General features: G+C 45.7%; 19 protein-coding genes and 2 pseudogenes. 4 read left to right on the top strand and 17 right to left on the bottom strand.

Annotated features, from left to right (window positions below; all coding sequences use genetic code 11):
* Nucleotide 1: 1 nt before the first annotated feature.
* The 8 genes from MTN95_RS14085 to MTN95_RS14050 all read right to left on the bottom strand — a co-directional run bounded on the left by MTN95_RS14085 (nucleotide 2) and on the right by MTN95_RS14050 (nucleotide 8,751).
* Nucleotides 2-1,036 carry a glycosyltransferase family 2 protein gene (locus MTN95_RS14085; protein ID WP_248338605.1) on the bottom strand — a complete coding sequence of 345 codons (1,035 nt, stop codon included), beginning with the start codon at nucleotides 1,034-1,036 and terminating at the stop codon, nucleotides 2-4.
* Between the two features lie 24 nt (nucleotides 1,037-1,060).
* Nucleotides 1,061-2,164 carry a biofilm exopolysaccharide biosynthesis protein EpsG gene (gene epsG, locus MTN95_RS14080; RefSeq protein ID WP_024122931.1) on the bottom strand — a complete coding sequence of 368 codons (1,104 nt, stop codon included), beginning with the start codon at nucleotides 2,162-2,164 and terminating at the stop codon, nucleotides 1,061-1,063.
* Nucleotides 2,165-2,166: 2 nt separating this feature from the next.
* Nucleotides 2,167-3,315, bottom strand: coding sequence for a glycosyltransferase family 1 protein (locus MTN95_RS14075; protein WP_248338603.1), 1,149 nt, complete (start codon nucleotides 3,313-3,315; stop codon nucleotides 2,167-2,169).
* Nucleotides 3,308-4,144, bottom strand: coding sequence for a glycosyltransferase EpsE (gene epsE, locus MTN95_RS14070; protein WP_024122933.1), 837 nt, complete (start codon nucleotides 4,142-4,144; stop codon nucleotides 3,308-3,310). Before epsE ends, MTN95_RS14075 begins: the two co-directional genes overlap by 8 nt.
* The gene (locus MTN95_RS14065) at nucleotides 4,141-5,286 is read right to left on the bottom strand and encodes a glycosyltransferase family 4 protein (RefSeq protein ID WP_248338601.1); all 1,146 of its coding nucleotides are present in this window, start codon (nucleotides 5,284-5,286) and stop codon (nucleotides 4,141-4,143) included. The genes epsE and MTN95_RS14065 overlap by 4 nt, the downstream gene beginning before the upstream one ends.
* Before the next feature lie 11 nt (nucleotides 5,287-5,297).
* The gene (locus tag MTN95_RS14060) at nucleotides 5,298-7,118 is read right to left on the bottom strand and encodes a polysaccharide biosynthesis protein (RefSeq protein ID WP_248338599.1); all 1,821 of its coding nucleotides are present in this window, start codon (nucleotides 7,116-7,118) and stop codon (nucleotides 5,298-5,300) included.
* A 234-nt stretch (nucleotides 7,119-7,352) separates the two neighbouring features.
* A complete protein-coding gene (epsB, locus tag MTN95_RS14055) occupies nucleotides 7,353-8,036 on the bottom strand; it encodes a protein tyrosine kinase EpsB (protein WP_024122936.1) in 684 nt (227 codons plus the stop codon).
* Nucleotides 8,037-8,058: 22 nt separating this feature from the next.
* Nucleotides 8,059-8,751 carry a YveK family protein gene (locus tag MTN95_RS14050; protein ID WP_105953961.1) on the bottom strand — a complete coding sequence of 231 codons (693 nt, stop codon included), beginning with the start codon at nucleotides 8,749-8,751 and terminating at the stop codon, nucleotides 8,059-8,061.
* Nucleotides 8,752-8,996: 245 nt separating this feature from the next.
* On the opposite strand from MTN95_RS14050, the gene slrR reads away from it, so the two are divergent.
* The 3 genes and pseudogenes from slrR to MTN95_RS14035 form a co-directional block, all read left to right on the top strand.
* Nucleotides 8,997-9,455 carry an HTH-type transcriptional regulator SlrR gene (gene slrR / locus MTN95_RS14045; RefSeq protein ID WP_105953962.1) on the top strand — a complete coding sequence of 153 codons (459 nt, stop codon included), beginning with the start codon at nucleotides 8,997-8,999 and terminating at the stop codon, nucleotides 9,453-9,455.
* Nucleotides 9,456-9,529: 74 nt separating this feature from the next.
* Nucleotides 9,530-10,990, top strand: a complete 1,461-nt coding sequence (gene pnbA / locus MTN95_RS14040; RefSeq protein ID WP_248338597.1) for a para-nitrobenzyl esterase — start codon at nucleotides 9,530-9,532, stop codon at nucleotides 10,988-10,990.
* 10 nt (nucleotides 10,991-11,000) lie between these two features.
* Nucleotides 11,001-11,187, top strand: a pseudogene (locus MTN95_RS14035) (hypothetical protein); the annotation flags it as partial.
* Nucleotides 11,188-11,215: 28 nt separating this feature from the next.
* Here MTN95_RS14035 and padC read toward each other — a convergent pair.
* From padC to MTN95_RS13990, 9 genes and pseudogenes are all read right to left on the bottom strand, one after another.
* Nucleotides 11,216-11,701, bottom strand: coding sequence for a phenolic acid decarboxylase (padC, locus tag MTN95_RS14030; RefSeq protein WP_003235304.1), 486 nt, complete (start codon nucleotides 11,699-11,701; stop codon nucleotides 11,216-11,218).
* Between the two features lie 22 nt (nucleotides 11,702-11,723).
* A pseudogene (locus tag MTN95_RS14025) lies at nucleotides 11,724-12,178 on the bottom strand (DUF3237 domain-containing protein).
* 107 nt (nucleotides 12,179-12,285) lie between these two features.
* Nucleotides 12,286-12,993: an aspartate/glutamate racemase family protein gene (locus MTN95_RS14020; RefSeq protein ID WP_248338595.1), complete on the bottom strand. Its 708-nt coding sequence runs from the start codon at nucleotides 12,991-12,993 to the stop codon at nucleotides 12,286-12,288.
* A 5-nt stretch (nucleotides 12,994-12,998) separates the two neighbouring features.
* Nucleotides 12,999-14,363, bottom strand: coding sequence for a serine hydrolase (locus MTN95_RS14015; RefSeq protein WP_248338592.1), 1,365 nt, complete (start codon nucleotides 14,361-14,363; stop codon nucleotides 12,999-13,001).
* Between the two features lie 132 nt (nucleotides 14,364-14,495).
* Nucleotides 14,496-15,062, bottom strand: a complete 567-nt coding sequence (locus MTN95_RS14010; protein WP_105953967.1) for a C1q-like domain-containing protein — start codon at nucleotides 15,060-15,062, stop codon at nucleotides 14,496-14,498.
* Between the two features lie 189 nt (nucleotides 15,063-15,251).
* Nucleotides 15,252-15,416 (bottom strand): hypothetical protein, encoded by a 165-nt coding sequence (locus tag MTN95_RS14005; protein ID WP_202852948.1) that lies wholly within the window; start codon nucleotides 15,414-15,416, stop codon nucleotides 15,252-15,254.
* Nucleotides 15,397-15,816 (bottom strand): arsenate reductase (thioredoxin), encoded by a 420-nt coding sequence (arsC, locus tag MTN95_RS14000; protein WP_105953968.1) that lies wholly within the window; start codon nucleotides 15,814-15,816, stop codon nucleotides 15,397-15,399. The genes MTN95_RS14005 and arsC overlap by 20 nt, the downstream gene beginning before the upstream one ends.
* 22 nt (nucleotides 15,817-15,838) lie before the next feature.
* Nucleotides 15,839-17,137 (bottom strand): arsenic transporter, encoded by a 1,299-nt coding sequence (locus MTN95_RS13995; RefSeq protein ID WP_248338590.1) that lies wholly within the window; start codon nucleotides 17,135-17,137, stop codon nucleotides 15,839-15,841.
* 11 nt (nucleotides 17,138-17,148) lie between these two features.
* Nucleotides 17,149-17,490 carry an ArsR/SmtB family transcription factor gene (locus MTN95_RS13990; protein WP_227598856.1) on the bottom strand — a complete coding sequence of 114 codons (342 nt, stop codon included), beginning with the start codon at nucleotides 17,488-17,490 and terminating at the stop codon, nucleotides 17,149-17,151.
* 597 nt (nucleotides 17,491-18,087) lie between these two features.
* Between MTN95_RS13990 and sacB the strand changes: the two genes are divergently transcribed.
* Nucleotides 18,088-19,509, top strand: coding sequence for a levansucrase (gene sacB, locus MTN95_RS13985; RefSeq protein ID WP_024122947.1), 1,422 nt, complete (start codon nucleotides 18,088-18,090; stop codon nucleotides 19,507-19,509).
* Nucleotides 19,510-19,575 lie beyond the last annotated feature (66 nt).

The raw sequence follows: 19,575 nt of genomic DNA, 5'->3' as shown, positions 1-19,575 counted from the left end.
TTCACCCTCTGATTTTCATTTTGTACTCGATCACTCGCTGATACGCGGCGGACGCCATGGCAACGAGCGGAATCATTCTGTATTTCGCCATCAGCAGCAGGCATGACCGTTTTGCGTCAAAAGGCGCTGTCCCCGTTTTCGACAGACTGACTTGAAACACCGGATCAGCGCAAATCACGCCGACCGTTTTGAGCCTTTCCAAAAGACGCCGGCTGGCGCTTGTTTTCCATTCGTTCAAGAGACAGATGGTCCCATGGAGAACGATAAAGAAATCAAGCTCCTTTCGGTACTCCTCCAGCTTGTTGTTCTCCTGTAAGAACCCTGCGTTCGCCTGATACAGCGCTAGTCCTGATTCAAACAGTTTTTTCTGATAACCCTGCACGATGGAGGAAAGGTGAATTCGATAATGGTAGAGAGGCGCTTTTACATAGGAAACCGAGCGGGCGAAAAAATGTGCCCTGAAGCTGAAAAACTGATCCTCGACATGCTCCAGCTCACCTCTGAGCGGGAACGAAAGCCGGTGTGCGTCAATCATGCTTCTTCGGTACAGTTTATTCCATGAAAATCCCCTGACCTTCCCTTCGAATAACGCCTTGATATAGGACTCCTTCGGCTGATCCTGATAGGTTTCCGCAATGTCTGAGACAACTGTTTTTTCAGTATCCTCAAACTCCGCGGCATAGTTGCAAATGACCAGATCGGTTCCCTCCGAAGCTGCCTGAACCATTTGCAAGCAATAATCAGGCTCGATCCAATCGTCTGAATCAATAAAAGCCACAAATTCGCCGCGGGCCGCTTCGATCCCTTTGTTCCGGACCGCACCGAGCCCTTGGTTTTCCTGGTGAATGACTCTGAATCGTTTATCCTTTTCTGCATATTCCTCAGCGATGTCCGGGCTGGCGTCTGCCGAACCGTCATTGACGATGATGATTTCAATATTGTCCAATGTCTGGTTCTTTAAAGATTCAAGGCAGTTTCTGATATAGGTTTCTGTATTATAAACAGCGACTAACAGACTAACCGCAGGTGTTTCCATAATGACCGGCTCCTCTTGCATAAATTACCGGGAAAAAATCGTTCTGTACGGCAGAACGGAAGAATCAACCGGCATAAGCAAATAACTGTATAAAAAATAACAAACCACAATGGCGATATAGATCAACGCATTCGATTTCTCATCAAATATCCTGACAAAATAAGGGACTAGGATCATTTGATACAGTCCGAAGTAAATATTAAACCTGGCAAAGATCACGTCCTTTGTGGCCAAGAGCCCGAATAAAAACCCGAGAAGGCACAAATTGACGACAATATCGATTTGCGGCCACAGCTTTCGGAGGCGCTCCCTGTAACAAAAGGCCAAAAACAGCGGCAGGACCAAAACAGCGATTTTGACCACATTCATTCCGTTTGTATTTGTCATCAGCCACTTTTCATAATGGCTGTATGAGCTGTTTTCAAGGACAACGACAAATACCGAAATAAATTTCTGATATAAAAAGGTCATGCCGAGAAATAAAGCTGAGAGACCGAATATTGCCGGTGACCAGGCTTTTCTTCTGACAATAAAATAGACCGGAATCATCACCAGCGCCGAGGAGTGAAAGAGCGAACTGACCAGCACAATCAGAAAATAACGCTTCCAGTTTCCATTGATGATATAGCGAATCGCCCAAAACAAAGCGGCTGCCACCATGTATTGTCTGATTCCGTTAAAGGATGCGTAATAATGAAAGGTTCCTAAAAATAAAAAGACACTCAGCTCGAACGGTCTTCCGTAGTCTGCCAGCGTCTTGATAATAAAGATATAGGTCACGGCCGCAACGGTCACATACATGATTTGCGGGTCCTTCGTGATAAAATTCATCAGCCATAGCAGTGCGGTAAAGCCCGGATCTGTTGCCGTTTTCGCCGTGCCGAAACCGAATATCTGCCAAATATTTTGATAGTCTCCTGCCATTTGATACAGCAGCGTATACGTCTGAAAATCTGTACCGACCCTGTAACGCAGGCCCGAAACAAGCACAAGTGAAGCAAGCGGAATCCAAATGAGAAGCTTGTTCGGACGATAGCCGGTCGCAAGTGACTCATCCCGGCCGCCGCACATTTTAGCAAACCAAGACCAAATATATACAATTCCCATATTGACGACATACACAATCATTTTTATTGTCCTTTTTCAGTGCTAATCTGATATAAATTCATCAATGCACCCACATTTCGCCGCGCATCGTAGCCAAGTTTCGAAAGGGTATCTTTCACGAGCTCCCGCTTCGGCCTGCCTGCGGCGGCCGCTCTTACAATCGTTTCAGCCCAAATGTCCATCGACTTAGAGAGACTCACCCTTTTCACAAGTCCGAGGCCCGTGTCGACTTTTTCTGTGATCGTGTCGGAAATAATGCACGGAAGGCCTGAAGCCTGCGCTTCCACAAGCACAACAGGCAAGCCTTCGTACAGCGACGGCATGACAAATACATCAAAGGTGCGCATGAGCTCATGAATGTGTTCTTCAGTTCCTAAAAAGAGAACATCTGAAAGCAGATTCAGCGTCCGCGCTTCCTCCTCCATCTGCTCCCGCAGCGGTCCGTCTCCTGCGAGAACCATCTGAAAGCGAACTCCCCGTTTTTTCAGGTGAACGGCAAGCTTCAGCAAAAACGCGTGATTTTTCACTTCATGAAACCGGGCCACATGACCAATGATCAGACGGTCAGACGCTATGCCGCGTGCTTTTTTTTCGTCATCGGCCGCCTGCCCGGCGGGAGAGAACAAATCAAGGTCGATTCCGTTCGGCAGCAGATGAACACGCTTCCGCTCCATATTTGATCGCCCGAACAAAAACCGGCCCGCATCCTCTCCGCAAGCGCACAATTCAGTCGCATAAGCCAAAATGAGACGTCTGAACACCATCAGCTGCAGGCGGTCCTTCCAATTGAAGCCGGTCTTCCACGAGGTGTTATGGGAATGGCATACTCTGACCTGCACCCCGGCTAGCCTTGCCGCAAGCGCGATAAAGCCGGTTTGAAAATCTGTGTGCGCATGAACCGCGCTGAACGGCCCGTTTTCTTTTATTGTGTTTCTTACATTCTTCAAAAATGTGAGGGGATTGCTTTGTCCGATACTCGGGACATAAAAAAGCCGCCCGCCTAGCGATAAAATTTCTTCATCATAAGCGCACGGATCATTTCGATAGGTTAAAAAATCAAATTGCACCTTACTTCTATCCATTTTCCGATATAAATTCATGACCATGGTTTCCGCGCCGCCCCTGTTCATGCCGCTGAGAACATGGAGCACGCGCTGCTGGCTGTTATTCATGCTTCACAAGCCCTTCCTTCTGATTCATCACTCTTTTTTTATGGTAACGATTCATCACAGCAGGAGGCATAAACGCGCGAATGAGCGGTTTTGCGATATAGATGTAAGCGGAAAAAGGAAGCTTCAGGCGTCTGCATGCCTGGTACACAAGAATGGCGTTGTCGATTGAATAGGTAAAAGACCGCCTCTTGAATGCGTCGCTGTCTTCCCTTACTTTATACAGCGCTTCTTGGAGGTTATAGCCTCGGAAGCCCTCTCCAAAAAAGCGGAGCCACAAATCGATATCCTCCATTCGTCTTGTCCGCCGCACCGAACGATAGCCTTTCAGCGTACGGTAAGCGCTGGCTCTCATCATGATTGTCCCATGGCAAAACGGCGTCCCTTTCGCCATGATGGCCGGCTCAGGAACAGAAGGCAGCATCCGTGTGCCCCTTACGCCAAATTCATCAAACACTAGCATGCCGGTGCCGACCACCTGGTAGTGCCGATGCTTTTCTAAAAAGGCAACCTGCTTCTCCAGACGGCGCGGAAAGGACAGATCATCTCCGTCCTGACGGGCGATATACTCGCCTGTCGCATAAGAAAGACAGTGATTTAACGAAGCGGCCAGCCGCTTGTTTGTTTGATTGTGAATCAGCTTGATGCGGTCGCTGTAATGAGCGGCATACTGCTTCGCAATACGGAGCGTGCCGTCTGTTGACGCATCATCGCACATAATCAGCTCCCAATTTTTATAGGATTGGCTGAGAATGGATTCAATGCTTTCCGCCAAAGTGCGTTCACAATTATAAATGCCCATAATGACAGAAACTTTCGGTCCTGAATTCATACGCTTTTCTCCTTTTTATCCATATCCATGTACACGGAATAAATTTCTGCCATTTCTTCTACCGTTCGCGCTTCCGAGAATCGCAAGGCCGTTTGGCGTCCTTCCTGTCCGAGTGTTCTCCGCAGTTCCGGCTCAAGGTAGAGCTGTTCAATCCGATCGGCAAAAGCAGCGCTGTCGCCAATTTTGATGAGAAACCCGTTTTTTCCGTCCCGGATGATTTCCCGGTGTCCGCGGTTATCAGTGGCAATCGCCGGCTTATCCGCCGCCATGCCCTCAAGCACATTCATGCCGAGGCCTTCTCTGATGCTGGAGGCGACAGATACATCCGCAAGCTGAATCAGCTCGTGAATATCGCGGCAAAAGCCGTAAAAGCAAACATTGCGGGAAGCTCCAAGCTTTTCAGCTAAGGCCCGATACGTTTGTTCCATCGCTCCTTCTCCGGCAAAAACAAGACGAAGCTCAGGAATCTTATCTTTCAGCAGTGCGGCAGCTTCAATTAACAGCTTCTGATTTTTGTTGAGGTTCAGTTCAGCCGGATAGATCAATATAAAGGCGTCTTTTTGGAAGCCGTGCTTTTCTCTCAACCTATGCTGCTCTTCAAGGCTGACTGGCCGGAACCTGTCTGTATTAACGCCGATGCCGTGAATTTTTTCTGTCATTCCGCCCGGTCTTTGAAGCCCTTTCGCTCGTGTGTAATCTTCTTCATTTATGGTGATCAGGCAGTCTGTATAGGCAGAAAGCCATTTTTCAACCGGATAATAAAGGACCCAGTTTTTCATCGGCGCTCCGCTGCAAAAATGAAATCCGTGAGCGGTGTAGAGCACCTTTGTTCCGTTTCGTCTCGCATGCCGTGACGCAAGCCGGGCGAGAACGCCGCCGACCGGCGTATGGCAATGGACGATGTCGTACTCGTTGGTTTCGATCACTTTCTTCAGCTGTCTGTAAACGGCAATGTTCTGAGGATGAAAGGGTGACCTTCGAATCGGAATGGAGAATTTCTCATCGACATACGGCAGCCGCGTCTGCCCGCTCGCAGCGACATGAACCTCCCAGCCCAATTGTTTAAACCATTTAAAGTAAGGAAGATGAAAGGCTTTAAAGTGATAATCGACAGTGGCACAAAATAGTATTTTTTTCGTCATCTCCACTCCCCCTAACGAACGCCGGCAGCCGTCATTTCGTTTGATGTGTCTATTGCCGCAAACAGCCGCTCTCTGAGCTCGGCTTCCGGCAGCTGATTGAAATCTTCTATAAAGCGCATCAGCAATGGCCAGTCGCCGTCCACCGCTTTGCCGATATGGATTTTCGGAAAAACTTGTTCGGCGTGAACTTCATTTTTGTTCAGCAGCTCCTCATACATTTTTTCACCCGGGCGAATGCCTGTGAACTCAATCGGAATCTGCTCCGTCGTGTAGCCAGATAAATGAATGAGGTTTTTGGCGAGATCGACAATCTTCACGGGCTCGCCCATATCAAGAACAAAAATTTGGCGTCCTTTCGCCAGCGCTCCAGCTTGGATGACAAGCCGTGACGCTTCGGGAATGGTCATAAAATAACGGGTCATCGCCGGATGTGTCACCGTAACGGGACCGCCTTTTTCAATCTGTTTCGTAAAAACCGGAATGACGCTGCCTCGGCTGCCGAGCACATTGCCAAAGCGGACAGCGACAAATTTTGTTCTGCTGAATTTCCCCAGATTCATGATTATCATTTCAGCAAAGCGTTTTGTTGCCCCCATTACATTGGCCGGGTTCACCGCTTTATCAGATGAAATGAGCACAAATGTCTCTGTCCCGCACATATCTGCCGCTTCCGCCACATTTTTTGTTCCGATAATGTTGTTTTTGACTGCCTCTTCGGGGTTGTGCTCCATTAAAGGCACATGCTTATGGGCAGCCGCATGATAGACGACGTGCGGTTCGTATTTTTTCATTAAGGTAAACATTTTGTCGCGGTCCTGCACATCCGCAATTTCTGTGTGGAACACGATGTGTTTGCCGAATCGTCCATTCAGTTCAGAATAAATAGAATGAATGCTGTTTTCCCCATGGCCGAGAAGAACGATTTCCTTAGGCTGGAACGCGCTGATTTGCCGGCAGATTTCCGAGCCGATTGAACCGCCCGCTCCTGTGACGAGAACTGTTTTTTCTTTGATGCGGTTTGAAATTTCGCTTGTGTCGAGGGTTATCGGCTTTCTGCCGAGTAAATCCTCAGCCTTTACATCTCTGATTTGCCCGGCAGTGCGCGTTCCAAGCAGCATTTCATCAAAATGAGGCATGATTTTGATGTTCACCCCGGTCCGCACGCATTCTTTATATAGCACCTGCAGTTCATGGGTACGAAGAGAAGGAATCGCAATAATAATATAGTTAATTTTGAGCTTTTGCACCGCAGGCATGATACTTTCTTTTCCGCCGATGACGGGCAGCCCCATCATTTCCAGCTTATGTTTCGTTTGATCGTCATCAATAAAAGCGACAGGTGTAATGTCAGGATCGTCTTTCTGCAGCAGCTGCCTGACCATCAGGGTTCCGCCTGATCCCGCTCCGATAATCAGTGCGCGGGCCGACGTGCTGCGTTTTTTTCTGATGCTTTCTTTTAATATTCTCGATAAAACGCGGGTCCCCCCGATGAACAGAAGCTGAAGCACCCAGCACGCCGTTAACAGCCGGAAAAACATCGTATGATACACAGCGTACTGAATGATGCCGGTTACAGCGGCTGAAATCGTAATGACCTTAAGCAGAGCGATCAGTTCGCCGAGCCCGGTGTATGTCCAGACCTGTTTATACTGACGGAACAGGATAGCACATACATGATAGCTGAGGAGCAAGCTGACAGCGGTAAGCAATAATGCTCCGGAGTCATAAAATTGATAAGAATCTTTTAAAAATTGATATCCTGCAATAACTGAATTCAAAACGAGATAAGTATCCAGCGCGATAATCATTGACAGTCTTCTCCGGTAACTCAACCTTTTCCCCCCTAATACTTTTATCGGTTTAGCTGCGGCGGTTTTCGTCATCTAAAAAACGACAGCAGCTAAACCGATAACATTTCCTATGTATATCAAATAAGTGGGCATTTAACCCGTCCTCACGCCCCGCCAGCGACGACCAGCATCTAAGGCAGCCTGTTCAAGCTTGCCCACAGCGGAGCCGAGTGCCTCCATTGATACAGGTAAGGAGACATCACCTAAAAGCACAAATTAATAGGAATAGTGTTCAGATTTTTTCATTTTCTTTTTATTTAAGAGAGCGCCTAACAGCTTTGCATTGGATTGCTCCAGTGCGTCCTTCGCTTTCAGGACGGTATCGGTTTTTGTTTTTCCGCTTAAGACAACGAGCACGCTTCCATCTGTCTGGTTCGCTAAAATTTGAGCGTCCGCGACAGCTAAAAGCGGAGGAGAATCAAAGATCACCAGACTGAATTGGTCATAGATATCTGATATCAAATCTCCCATTGCTTTCGAGGATAACAGTTCTGCCGGATTCGGCGGCGTCGGTCCGCTTGTCAGCACATATAAGTTATCGATCGGTGTCTTTTGCACCGTTTCATTTAGAGAAGCATTGCCGACCAGCACATTTGTCAGCCCGGTCAGATTTTCAACCTGAAACGTCTGGTTAATTGTCGGTTTTCTTAAATCGGCGTCCACCAGCAGCACTTTCTTTTCCTGCTGCTGCGCAAAGACTGCCGCAAGATTCGCTGCACTGAACGATTTTCCTTCACCAGGCACAGAGGAGGTGACGAGAATGGAGCGCAAGTTGGTCTGTACGGATGAAAACTCAATGTTTGTCCGAATGGTGCGATATTGTTCCGCAACAATTGATTTATGATGTAAAACGGATATTTGAGCCAAACCTCGCCTTGCTTTCTTTTTTCTAAAGACCACTCACTTCACTCCTCGAAATGTATTATCCAACCCTGCGATTCCGTTTCTTTTTGACATCAGGGACGGAGCCTAAGCAGGGCAATCCGGTTTTCTCGCTGAGCTGCCGTGCGCTTTTGCACGTATCATCGAGAAAATGCAGAAAAAATGCCAGTGTAATGCCGCCCATCACGGCCGCTCCAAAAGCCATGACCATATTTCTCATTCGGGACGGCTTGATCATCGAGCTTTCAGAAGCCTTCGCCTCTGATAGAATATGTACGCCTTGAACATTCATTCTTTCATCTACTTCTTTTTCAAACTTGCTGACTAACGTGTTCGCAATCTTAGCCGCTCGCTCCGGATTGTGATCCTGAACAGCAACGGTGATAATTTCTGATTCATTTTCACTGCTGGTCATCACTTTTCCTTTCAGCGAGGAAGCCGATTCAGAAAGATGCAATTCCGCCTTGACCTCTTCCATCAAGGCCGTGCTTTTTATAATGGATTGGAACGTGCTGCTGTACTGAAGATTTCGCTGGATGTCACTGAGATTCGAGTTTTCTTCACCGTCTGATTCATGAATCAGCACTTGAGTCGACGCCTGATAAGTCGGTGAAATAACCTTAAATTGCACAACACCTGTAATAAAGGTGACGCCTATTGTGATGAGCAGAATCAGCACGAATCTATGTCTGACAATCGCGTATAATTCTTTAAAACTCATATTCTCATTCATATATTCATAGCCTTCAGCCTTCTCACGGCTGGCTTCCCAAGCCCCTTTCTGTTAATGATTGGATTATAAAAGAAAACTTTATTATTTAAAAATTGCAAAATAAGCCAATAAGTTCTCTTTAGAGAACAATATCATGATTTTCCTCTTATTTACTGCGCTTCCCTTATTATTTTAAATTTTATAAAGAACGGATAATTCCTTATAATGAACGAAATAACGACAGGAATAGAGGAGAATTTCATATTATGATTGGAAGAATTATCCGTTTGTACCGCAAAAGAAAAGGCTATTCTATTAATCAGCTGGCTATCGAGTCAGGCGTTTCAAAATCCTATTTAAGTAAGATTGAAAGAGGCGTTCATACGAATCCGTCCGTTCAATTTTTAAAAAAAGTATCAGCAACCCTGGATGTTGAATTAACAGAATTATTCGACGCTGAAACGATGATGTATCAAAAAATCAGCGGCGGAGAGGATGAATGGCGTGTGCATCTTGTGCAAGCTGTTCAAGCTGGAATGGAAAAGGAAGAATTGTTCACTTTTACGAACAAGCTGAAGAAAGAGGAGCCTGAAACCGCCTCCTACCGAAACCGAAAGCTGACAGAATCGAATATAGAAGAGTGGAAAGCGCTGATGGCGGAAGCGAGAGAAATCGGCCTGACAGTTCAAGAAGTCAAAACCTTTTTAAAAACGATGGGAAAATGAATATCAGATAAGGGCTGAGGTTCGCATCATCAGGACAAATCTGTTTATAATGGGGGAAAAAGGGAGAGAACGCTATGTCTGAATCAATGGTCAAAACGCAATACGGCACAGTGAAAGGCATTTCAAAAAACGGTGTCCACATATGGAAAGGCATCCCCTACGCAAAGCCGCCCGTCGGACAATTACGCTTTAAAGCACCTGAGCCGCCGGCAGCCTGGGAAGGCGTACTGGACGCAACTGCGTACGGCCCGGTTTGCCCGCAGCCGCCTGATTTACTGTCATATTCATACCCTGAACTGCCCCGCCAGTCTGAGGATTGCCTGTATGTAAATGTATTTGCACCTGACACTCCGGGCAAAAATCGTCCTGTCATGGTGTGGATTCACGGCGGCGCATTTTATCTCGGCGCAGGCAGTGAGCCTTTATACGACGGCTCAAACCTGGCGGCTCAGGGGGATGTCATTGTCGTCACACTGAACTATCGGCTGGGGCCATTCGGCTTTTTACATTTGTCTTCCATTGATGAAGCGTATTCCGACAACCTTGGACTGCTTGACCAAACCGCGGCTCTGAAATGGGTCAGGGACAATATCTCTGCGTTTGGCGGCGATCCGGGAAATGTAACGGTGTTTGGAGAATCAGCAGGCGGTATGAGCATTGCCGCACTGCTTGCCATGCCTGCTGCAAAAGGCCTGTTCCAGAAAGCAATCCTGGAAAGCGGATCTTCCCGAACCATGACGGAAGAAAAAGCGGCCAGCACCGCGCATGCTTTTTTACGAATCCTTGGAATTGACCGCCACCAATTGGACAGGCTGCATACTGTGTCTGCGGAAGATTTGCTTAAAGCCGCCGATCAGCTGCGAAAAACCGAAAATGAAAATATCTTTCAGCTGTTCTTCCAGCCTGCACTTGATCCGAAAACACTGCCTGCTGAGCCTGAGAAAGCCATTGCTCAAGGGGCTGCTGACGGCATTCCGCTGTTAGTCGGAACAAATCGTGATGAAGGGTATTTATTTTTCACACCGGATTCAGAAGTTCACTCTCAGGAAACGATAGATGAAGCGCTTGAGTATCTATTGGGTCAGCCGCTGGCAAAGAAAGCGGCCGATCTGTATCCGCGCTCTCTCGAAAGCCAAATTCATATCATGACTGATTTGCTGTTTTGGCGCCCGGCCGTCGCCTGCGCCTCCGCCCAGTCCCGTTACGCACCTGTCTGGATGTACCGATTCGACTGGCATCCGGACAAGCCGCCATACAATAAAGCGTTTCACGCACTGGAACTGCCGTTTGTGTTCGGCAATCTAAACGGACTGAAACGAATGGTACAAGCAGACATTACGGATGAGGTCAAACAGCTCTCACACACGATACAATCAGCATGGCTTGCCTTCGCAAAAACAGGAAATCCAAGCTGCGAGGATGTACAATGGCCGGCTTATACTGAAAACAAACGAGAAACCTTGATTTTGAATTGCGAACTTTCTATTGAGCATGATCCTGATGGTGAGAAGCGGAAAAAACTATTACACTCATAAGGAGAATCACATGGGGAAATCGGGCTGCATGGGTGCCGTCATCGTTGTGGCAGCATGTATCTTCATTTTATCAGCAGTCGTTTTTTTGCGAGACACAGCTTATTACCAGCCCATTCGCTGGATTGGAATCATACTGTTTTTCGCAGGAATTGTGATGGTGCCCACATACTCAGCAAAAAAAACCCGGTAAAGAGAAGTCATTCTCTTTACCGGGTTTTTGTTTTTTTACAGTTTTCCTGCGCGAATATCGTCTGTCATTCCTTCATAAGGCGCTTTAGAAATGACTTCCTCATTATCGGCTCCCTCATTTTTCAGAAATGTAATTTCCGCAAATTCAGGCACTACGTATTTTGGATAGGTTTCATATTTTTCGCGTGATTCTTTCATCAGGTCAATGTGGTCATTTTGATAGCAGACCGTAATTTCAGGATGTTCATGCACCCATTTCGGGAAGAAAATAATGCCGTGCATGCGTTTTTCATTCGGCATAAAGTTTAACGAAACATCTGTGCCTGTCGGCTCTGTCCAAGACACTTTATATACGCCCTCTGTCAGTTTGACAATGTTCACTTCCTGATCCCGAACCCAGCGTCCGGCAACCATTCCGCTATGAATTCTATAATCAATTGTATGGTCATTTTTAATATAAATCTCGTATTCCCAACCGTTTTCATAAGTATAAATCATGTGGCTTCCGATAAAGTTTTCCATATTTCACACTCTCCTTAGTCTTTTACTCTACTTCATAAATGTCTAATCGAACGTAATCAGGGGTTCTTTCTGCGGAACCGATAAACAAGCGGTCATGCAGCCATCGATAGGTTTCACTGCCTGTCTCAAAAGTCGGCACCGTGCGGAAATAAACATGCTCGGTGTCAATCATTTCACCGGGTGCTGCTTGGGTTCGGAACGGCTCGCTGACTTGCCGTATTCCATTGTTTTCAATGTAAATCAGTTCATGATCTGCTGTTTCTATGACATATCTGGCAGATAAATCTGTTCTGCCGTCAGCGCGAATGATTTGCGAATCAGCTCCGCCCGGCAAAATACGTCCTTCACTTCCCCGGTTATTGTTCCCGATCGAATCGGAATCCAACGTCTCAGCCCTAAGCCTGTCTCACCAATGGTGATCGGAGGATCAACCTTCATGTCTAGAGAGACGAATTTCTTTAAAACTGGATTCTTCATAAGCACCACCTGACCTCCAAAAGAGATCATGTAACTATTTACATGTTTACTTTAACAACATTGCATGAGGCTGTCAAACGATAAGAACACAAAAAAACAAGAGCCGATTACATACAGCCCTTGTTGAATGGTTCGTTTTGATAAGCAAGATACGTGCTGACCGTGCTTTTTGCGAGACAATCAGAGGAATCTATAATCGGGATATCACCGTGAAAATGATCTAACACCGTGTTCAAATCTGTGCAAGCCGAAATGATGAGATCCGCTCTTTTACTGATTTCCAAATATAGCTCCCGCCATATGTCTTGAGTCTTGTGAACATGATTCGGCTGTTTGATCGCGGCGATGAGCTGATTGACTTCCCGCTGCCAATGTTTCTCATGAATAAACTCATGTCCGCCCGCCTTCAACCCTTTTTGATAAATACAGGATTGTATGGTTGAATCTGTTCCTAAAACAGCCACTTTTTGTGCTGAATCCGGAAGCTCCTTCATCGTTTCCTCAATGATATGTAACAAAGGAATCGACAATGCCTGCTGGATGTCTTCAAAATAGGCATGCGCCGTATTACAAGGAAGAGAAATAAAGTCCGCACCGGTCTTCTCCAGCTTGACGGCCCCATCAATAATCGCTTTTTTCATTTCATCATGATCGATTGGACGATCGACATAAAAGGGTGTCGGACAGGAATAAATCATCATCTGCGGGTAGTCGATATCATGTGAAGCGCCATACAGCTTCTGACAGTAATCAATGACCTTATTTAAAAACGGAGAGGTCGATTTTGGCCCCATTCCAGCTAATATGCCAATCATCAAATTCATTCCTTTCTATCCGTCCGGACCGCTTCTTCCTCTGTTCCGTCCTGATAAATGATAAAGCTCTTCGCAGCACCATCCCCTAACATAAATTCAACTTCAACAGGCAATGATTGCATAAAGAAACGGGTTTCCGAGGAAGGAAATAATTCAAACCTCATCTGTCCGGTAATTTGCAGATAAAGCCGCTCGTTCTCGGCTGTCACCGTCGCAGCTGTCCCATCATGAATGGAGTAGCTGCCAACATAGCGGCTGTAAATCGCTGTATCAATGTCTTTTTTCTTTTTATCAGCAGGACGTTCCGGGATTTCATATGGCTGGTCAAATAAAATATTCTCCGCCGCCTTCAGAATCGCTTGTTCATATTCGGCATCCTGTTCCATATTGCTCAAATAGATCAGCGTTTTACGATGGTCTATATATCGGATCATCATCGTCGAATAGCCGGGCCAGCCTCCGCTATGGCTGACAATCCGTCCTTTTTCAGGGCTGTTTTGCAGCACCCAGCCAAATCCGTAGTCAACCGTTTCCCCATTGTTCAGTTGTACAGGAGAAAACGCGGCTTCCTTAGAAACCTCGCTGATCAATTTGTCCTGATATAAAGCCTGATCAAACCGAAATAAATCGCTTGTGACAGAATTCACTGTACCGTCTCCCTGTATTCCATCCAGATACACAACATAGCTGGTTTCCTCCAGATCATCAGGAAGAACGTACTGTCCGGAATGCACATCATACACATAACCATACGCATAGCCTTCAATCTGCTCAGGACGCAGCCTTCTGTTATATAGTCTCGTGTTCGCCATGCTGACCGGGGTGAAAATATGTTGTTTCAAAAAGTCCGCATAGCTCATGCCCGATGCCTTCTCAATCAAAACTGCCAGCAGCACATACCCCGTATTGCTGTACAGCCAGCCTTCATTCGGAGCAAAATAGCAAGGCGGCTGCTCATTCATCAGCATATCCACAACATCCTGATTCACTGCAATCTCGCTTTTATTCCAATTGGCGAGAAACCACTCCGTATAATCGGGAAGTCCGGATGTATGGTTCAATAAGTGCCGAATCGTAACGCCTTCATAAGGAAATCCGGGAATCCAGCGCTCCACCGTATCCTCATAACCAAGCATCCCTTTCTCCTCCAATAGAACAACTGCCATCGCTGTAAAAGGCTTTGATAGTGATGCCAGCTCAAACAAAGAGTTTTCTTGCAAAAGCCGTTTTCCCGGCAAATCCGCATAACCGAAAGCGTGATGATATAATATGTCGCCATCCTCTGCGGCTAAAACCGCCCCGTTGAAATGTTTTCTTTCACCTAATGTTTCAAATAAAGTCTTAAGTTCCTTCCTTTTCTTCTGCTTCATTGCTCCACCTCCCCTTTTTCGTACGATACTGAGCTGTTAATGTTTCAATTATTTTAAAAATATAAAAAAAGCTGATCAATCCTCTAGCAGGAAAAATCAACTTTAGATTTACATTGAATCAAAATCTCCTTTTTACGCAGTCGGAGAAGGAACTCTGGCGGCTGCAAAACGGGTTCTCGGAGTCGCTTGAATGAATCCGGCGGCAGTACTTCTCATTGCGACTGTCACCGTATCTCCGGCGTTTAACTGAAGAATTTCCGTAATGGCTACGACTGCCGGAAGATTTCCTGCTTGAAATTGGCTATTTCCGCCTACCACATCTTGATTCACGAGAAATACGACTTCTAAGTTGAAGTCAACAATCGCATTCGTTTGAAACTCAACTGATGCATTTAAAGAATATACGCCTGCTGTTCTCGGTGAAAATGTAGATGTGTTGGGGTTATATTCATTCGCCAAATCAAATTGTACATTTTGAAATCGGACTCCGCTAGCTGCATTTGCAGCCACTGACAGATTCGCATTGCTGGTGGCTCTGAAAGCAGAAATAGGCTGGTTCGTATCTGATGTAATTGGTGCGAAGAGCTGGTTTTGTTGAGTGGATGGGGTATTTCCATTTCTGCCTTGCATGACACTTGGTGATAAAAGAGGTTCCGGTCGATCGTTTCTCTTAATCCATTTCGTTGGCCGTGGCGGCATTGACTTATTCCTCCTTATACGTTTTCTTTCGCTTCTATCATTTGTTTGCTTTCGCAATACATTATTATATTGATCGTTACAGGCTTTGAAACGGTATCTGCCCGACTAAACTCAAAAACAAAAATGAAAGCTGCTAGTTCCAAAACGGATTACTGCTTCTACTACAAGAACTATAAAAAAGATATAAGATCAATCCACATTTTTAATTGCGATTACGAGAATGACCAATGGCAATATCGTTTGGTATCCCCTGTTATCTGCGGGTACAGCCAGCATCATCACCGCGATGAGAGCCACAAAAAAGCCGGGAGACCATCCTCCCGGCTTTTCCAGCTTATTTACCTGTTTCCGCAAAGCGCTTGAGCCGCTCGCCGATTTCGTCACGAACTCGCTGAAAGAACGCCCATTTTTCCGCTTCCGACCCCTCCGCTTTTGCAGGGTCATCAAAGCCCCAGTGCTCGCGCTTGACGTGAGGCGGCGTCATCGGGCATTTATCAGCCGCGTCTCCGCAAAGCGTCACGACAAGATCAGCACTGTTTAATATAGCCGGATCGATGATATCTGATGTTTGGCCGGAGATGTCGATCCCCGCTTCCTTCATCGCTTTTACAGCATTCGGATTGAGCCCGTGCGCTTCGATTCCCGCGCTGTATACATTCCATTCATCTTCTAGATATTGTTTCGCCCAGCCTTCAGCCATTTGGCTGCGGCAGGAGTTGCCCGTGCATAAAAAGTAGATGGTTTTTTTAGACATGTTTGTTCATCTCCCAGATGTTTTAGTGAATGATCAATAACCAGATATACAGGCCGAAAAGCGTCATCAGCAGGGTCGGAACAGTCAGAATCACCCCTGTTTTCACGTATGTCCCCCAAGAGATTTTCACTCCTTTTTGCGCGAGAACATGAAGCCATAACAGCGTCGCCAGCGACCCAATCGGCGTGATTTTCGGCCCCAGATCAGAACCGATGACATTTGCATAAATTAAGGCTTCTTTCATCATTCCATGTGTATCCGTACCGGCTATCGCAATAGCGTCAATCATGACGGTCGGCATGTTATTCATTACCGATGATAAAACAGCCGCGATAAAGCCCATTCCCATGGTTCCCGCCAACAGCCCCTGGTCTGCGGCTGCCTGTATAAGGCTGGACAAAAGGTCTGTTAAGCCCGCGTTTCTTAACCCGTACACGACGACATACATCCCAATGGAAAAAAACACAATCGCCCACGGTGCTCCTTTGACCACCTGCTTCGTATGAACGGCCGGGCTGTTCTTCGCCATAAGAAGAAAGAAAACAGCCACCGCACCGGCGATAAAGGATACGGGGATGGACCATATTTCGCTTACAAAATAACCGATTAATAACATGGCCAGCACAAGCCATGACATACGAAACATGTTTATATCTTTAATGGCGTCAGCCGGTTTCTTCACCTGACTGAGATCATAATGTTTCGGAATCCCTTTTCTGAAAAATAAGTATAAGACGAGTATACTTGCCGCAAGCGAAAAGAGATTCGGGACAATCATCCGTGCCGCATATTCAATGAACCCAACGTGAAAGAAATCGGCCGACACGATATTCACCAAATTGCTGACCACAAGCGGAAGCGATGTTGTATCAGCGATAAACCCGCTCGCGATAATAAACGGGAACACCAGCTTTTCTTCAAAACGCAAAGCCCGCACCATCGCAAGCACAATCGGCGTTAAAATAAGCGCCGCACCGTCATTGGCAAAAAACGCCGCCACGACGGCGCCTAAAACGGAAATATAAATAAACATACGAAGACCGCTGCCTTTGGCCGCCTTCGCCATATGCAAAGCAGCCCATTCGAAAAAGCCAATGTGGTCTAAAATGAGCGAGATGAGAATGATCGCCACAAACGCCAGAGTCGCATTCCATACAATGCCGGTAACGTCCGCCACATCCTTTACGCTCACAACCCCCGCAAGCAAAGCCAAAACCGCTCCCCCGCAGGCTGACCAGCCAATAGACAGATTTTTCGGCTGCCAAATAACAAAAATAAGTGTAAGGATAAAGATACTTGCTGCTAAAACTGCTGAACTCAAACGAGAACCTCCTACTTACAAGAAACTTGAGTTTCTTTTTTCTGAATAGACTGCAACACGTCATCATCTGAGCTGATGTGACCGAGAATCGATTGAATCAATCCATATTCAGGACAAGCCGAATTAATTGAATAAAACCGCCATTGTCCCTTTTTCTCTTCTTTCACAAATCCGGCCTGTTTCAGCTTCCGTAAATGCTGGCTGATAGCTGGCTGGCTCATGTCAAACATATCGACAAACTGGCAGACACAGTATGTTTTTTCCTCCAGCAGCTTCATGATCAAAAGCCTGGTTTGATCATGAAGAAGCTTCAGGCAGTGACTGATTTCAGCAGATGTCAAGTCATGCTTCATGAAAGCATCAGCTCCCTTCCGCGTTCATTGTATAATTCACTGATTATATAAGTCAATACTTATATACTAGAAGAAATAGGACCTCCGTTTAAAATCTTTTTTATTATCATTCCTTCTCTTATGAAGCTAAAATGGCTTTATTTATACTGTCACATATTGTGAATGATTTATGAATTTACATTTCTTTATCACTTTTGTGTTGTTCGGATAGGCCTGATAAAAAGGAACTTTATGCCCATGCGAAAGCTTTTTATAACCTGTAGAAGATGCAAAGAAATAATCAGCCGGATTAGTCCATAAGACCTGTACTCTTAAATTCTTTTTCTTCATTTTCTATCAAACAAAAGAGGAAAATAGACCCGTTGAAATAAGAATCAGTGTCTAATAGAATAATGTCGAAAAGTAAATTACGCAGGTTTGTTACTGATAAAGCAGGCAAGACCTAAAATGTGTTAAGGGCAAAGTGTATTCTTTGACGTCACCCCTTTACATATTTTAGGTCTTTTTTTATTGCACGTAACCGACTTGCCATTATCAACAGGAGGGCTGGAAGAAAGCAGACCGCTAACACAGTACATAAAAAAGGAGACATGAACGATGAACATCAAAAAGTTTGCCAAACAAGCAACAGTATTAACCTTTACAACCGCACTGCTGGCAGGAGGCGCGACTCAAGCGTTTGCGAAAGAAGCAGATCACAAACCGTATAAAGAAACGTACGGCATTTCCCATATTACCCGCCACGACATGCTGCAAATCCCTGAACAGCAAAAGAATGAAAAATATCAGGTGCCTGAATTTGACCAATCGAAGATTAAAAACATCTCTTCCGCAAAAGGTTTGGACGTGTGGGACAGCTGGCCATTACAAAACGCTGACGGCACAGTCGCAAACTATCATGGCTATCATGTTGTCTTTGCATTAGCAGGAGACCCTAAAAACGCGGATGACACATCGATTTACATGTTCTATCAAAAAGTTGGCGAGACTTCCATTGACAGCTGGAAGAACGCAGGCCGTGTCTTTAAAGACAGTGACAAGTTTGATGCAAATGATCCCATCTTAAAAGATCAGACACAAGAATGGTCAGGATCAGCTACATTTACATCTGACGGCAAAATCCGTTTATTCTACACTGACTTTTCCGGTAAACATTACGGCAAACAAACACTGACAACTGCACAGGTTAACGTGTCAACTTCAGACAGTTCTCTTACGATTAACGGTGTAGAAGATCACAAGTCCATTTTTGACGGCGACGGAAAAACATATCAAAATGTTCAGCAATTCATTGATGAGGGCAACTATAGTTCAGGCGATAACCATACGCTGAGAGACCCTCACTATGTGGAAGATCATGGCCGCAAATACCTGGTATTTGAAGCGAACACAGGAACTGAAGACGGCTACCAAGGCGAAGAATCTTTATTTAACAAAGCTTATTATGGCAAAAGCTCATCATTCTTCCGTCAAGAAAGTCAAAAACTTCTGCAAAGCGATAAAAAACGCACTGCAGAATTAGCTAACGGCGCACTTGGCATGATTGAGCTTAACGATGACTACACACTGAAGAAAGTCATGAAGCCGCTGATCACATCTAACACAGTAACTGACGAAATCGAACGTGCGAATGTCTTCAAAATGAACGGCAAATGGTATCTGTTCACTGACTCTAGAGGATCAAAAATGACAATCGACGGCATTACGTCTAACGATATTTACATGCTGGGTTATGTCTCTAACTCCTTAACAGGCCCGTACAAGCCGCTGAACAAAACCGGCCTTGTACTGAAAATGGATCTAGATCCTAACGATGTGACCTTTACTTACTCACACTTTGCCGTACCGCAAGCTAAAGGGAACAATGTCGTGATTACAAGCTACATGACAAACAGAGGCTTCTATGCAGACAAACAGGCAACGTTTGCACCAAGCTTCTTACTGAACATCAAAGGCAAAAAGACATCTGTTGTGAAAAACAGCATTCTTGAACAAGGACAACTAACAGTTAACAAATAAAACGCAAAAGAAAATGCCGATACCCTATTGGCATTTTCTTTTATTTCTTTATTAAAATCTAAAGCG

The sequence above is a fragment of the Bacillus sp. 2CMS4F genome (genome assembly GCF_023161785.1).
Classification (GTDB): Bacteria; Bacillota; Bacilli; order Bacillales; family Bacillaceae; genus Bacillus; species Bacillus halotolerans.
This window is presented reverse-complemented; position numbering and strand designations above follow the sequence as displayed.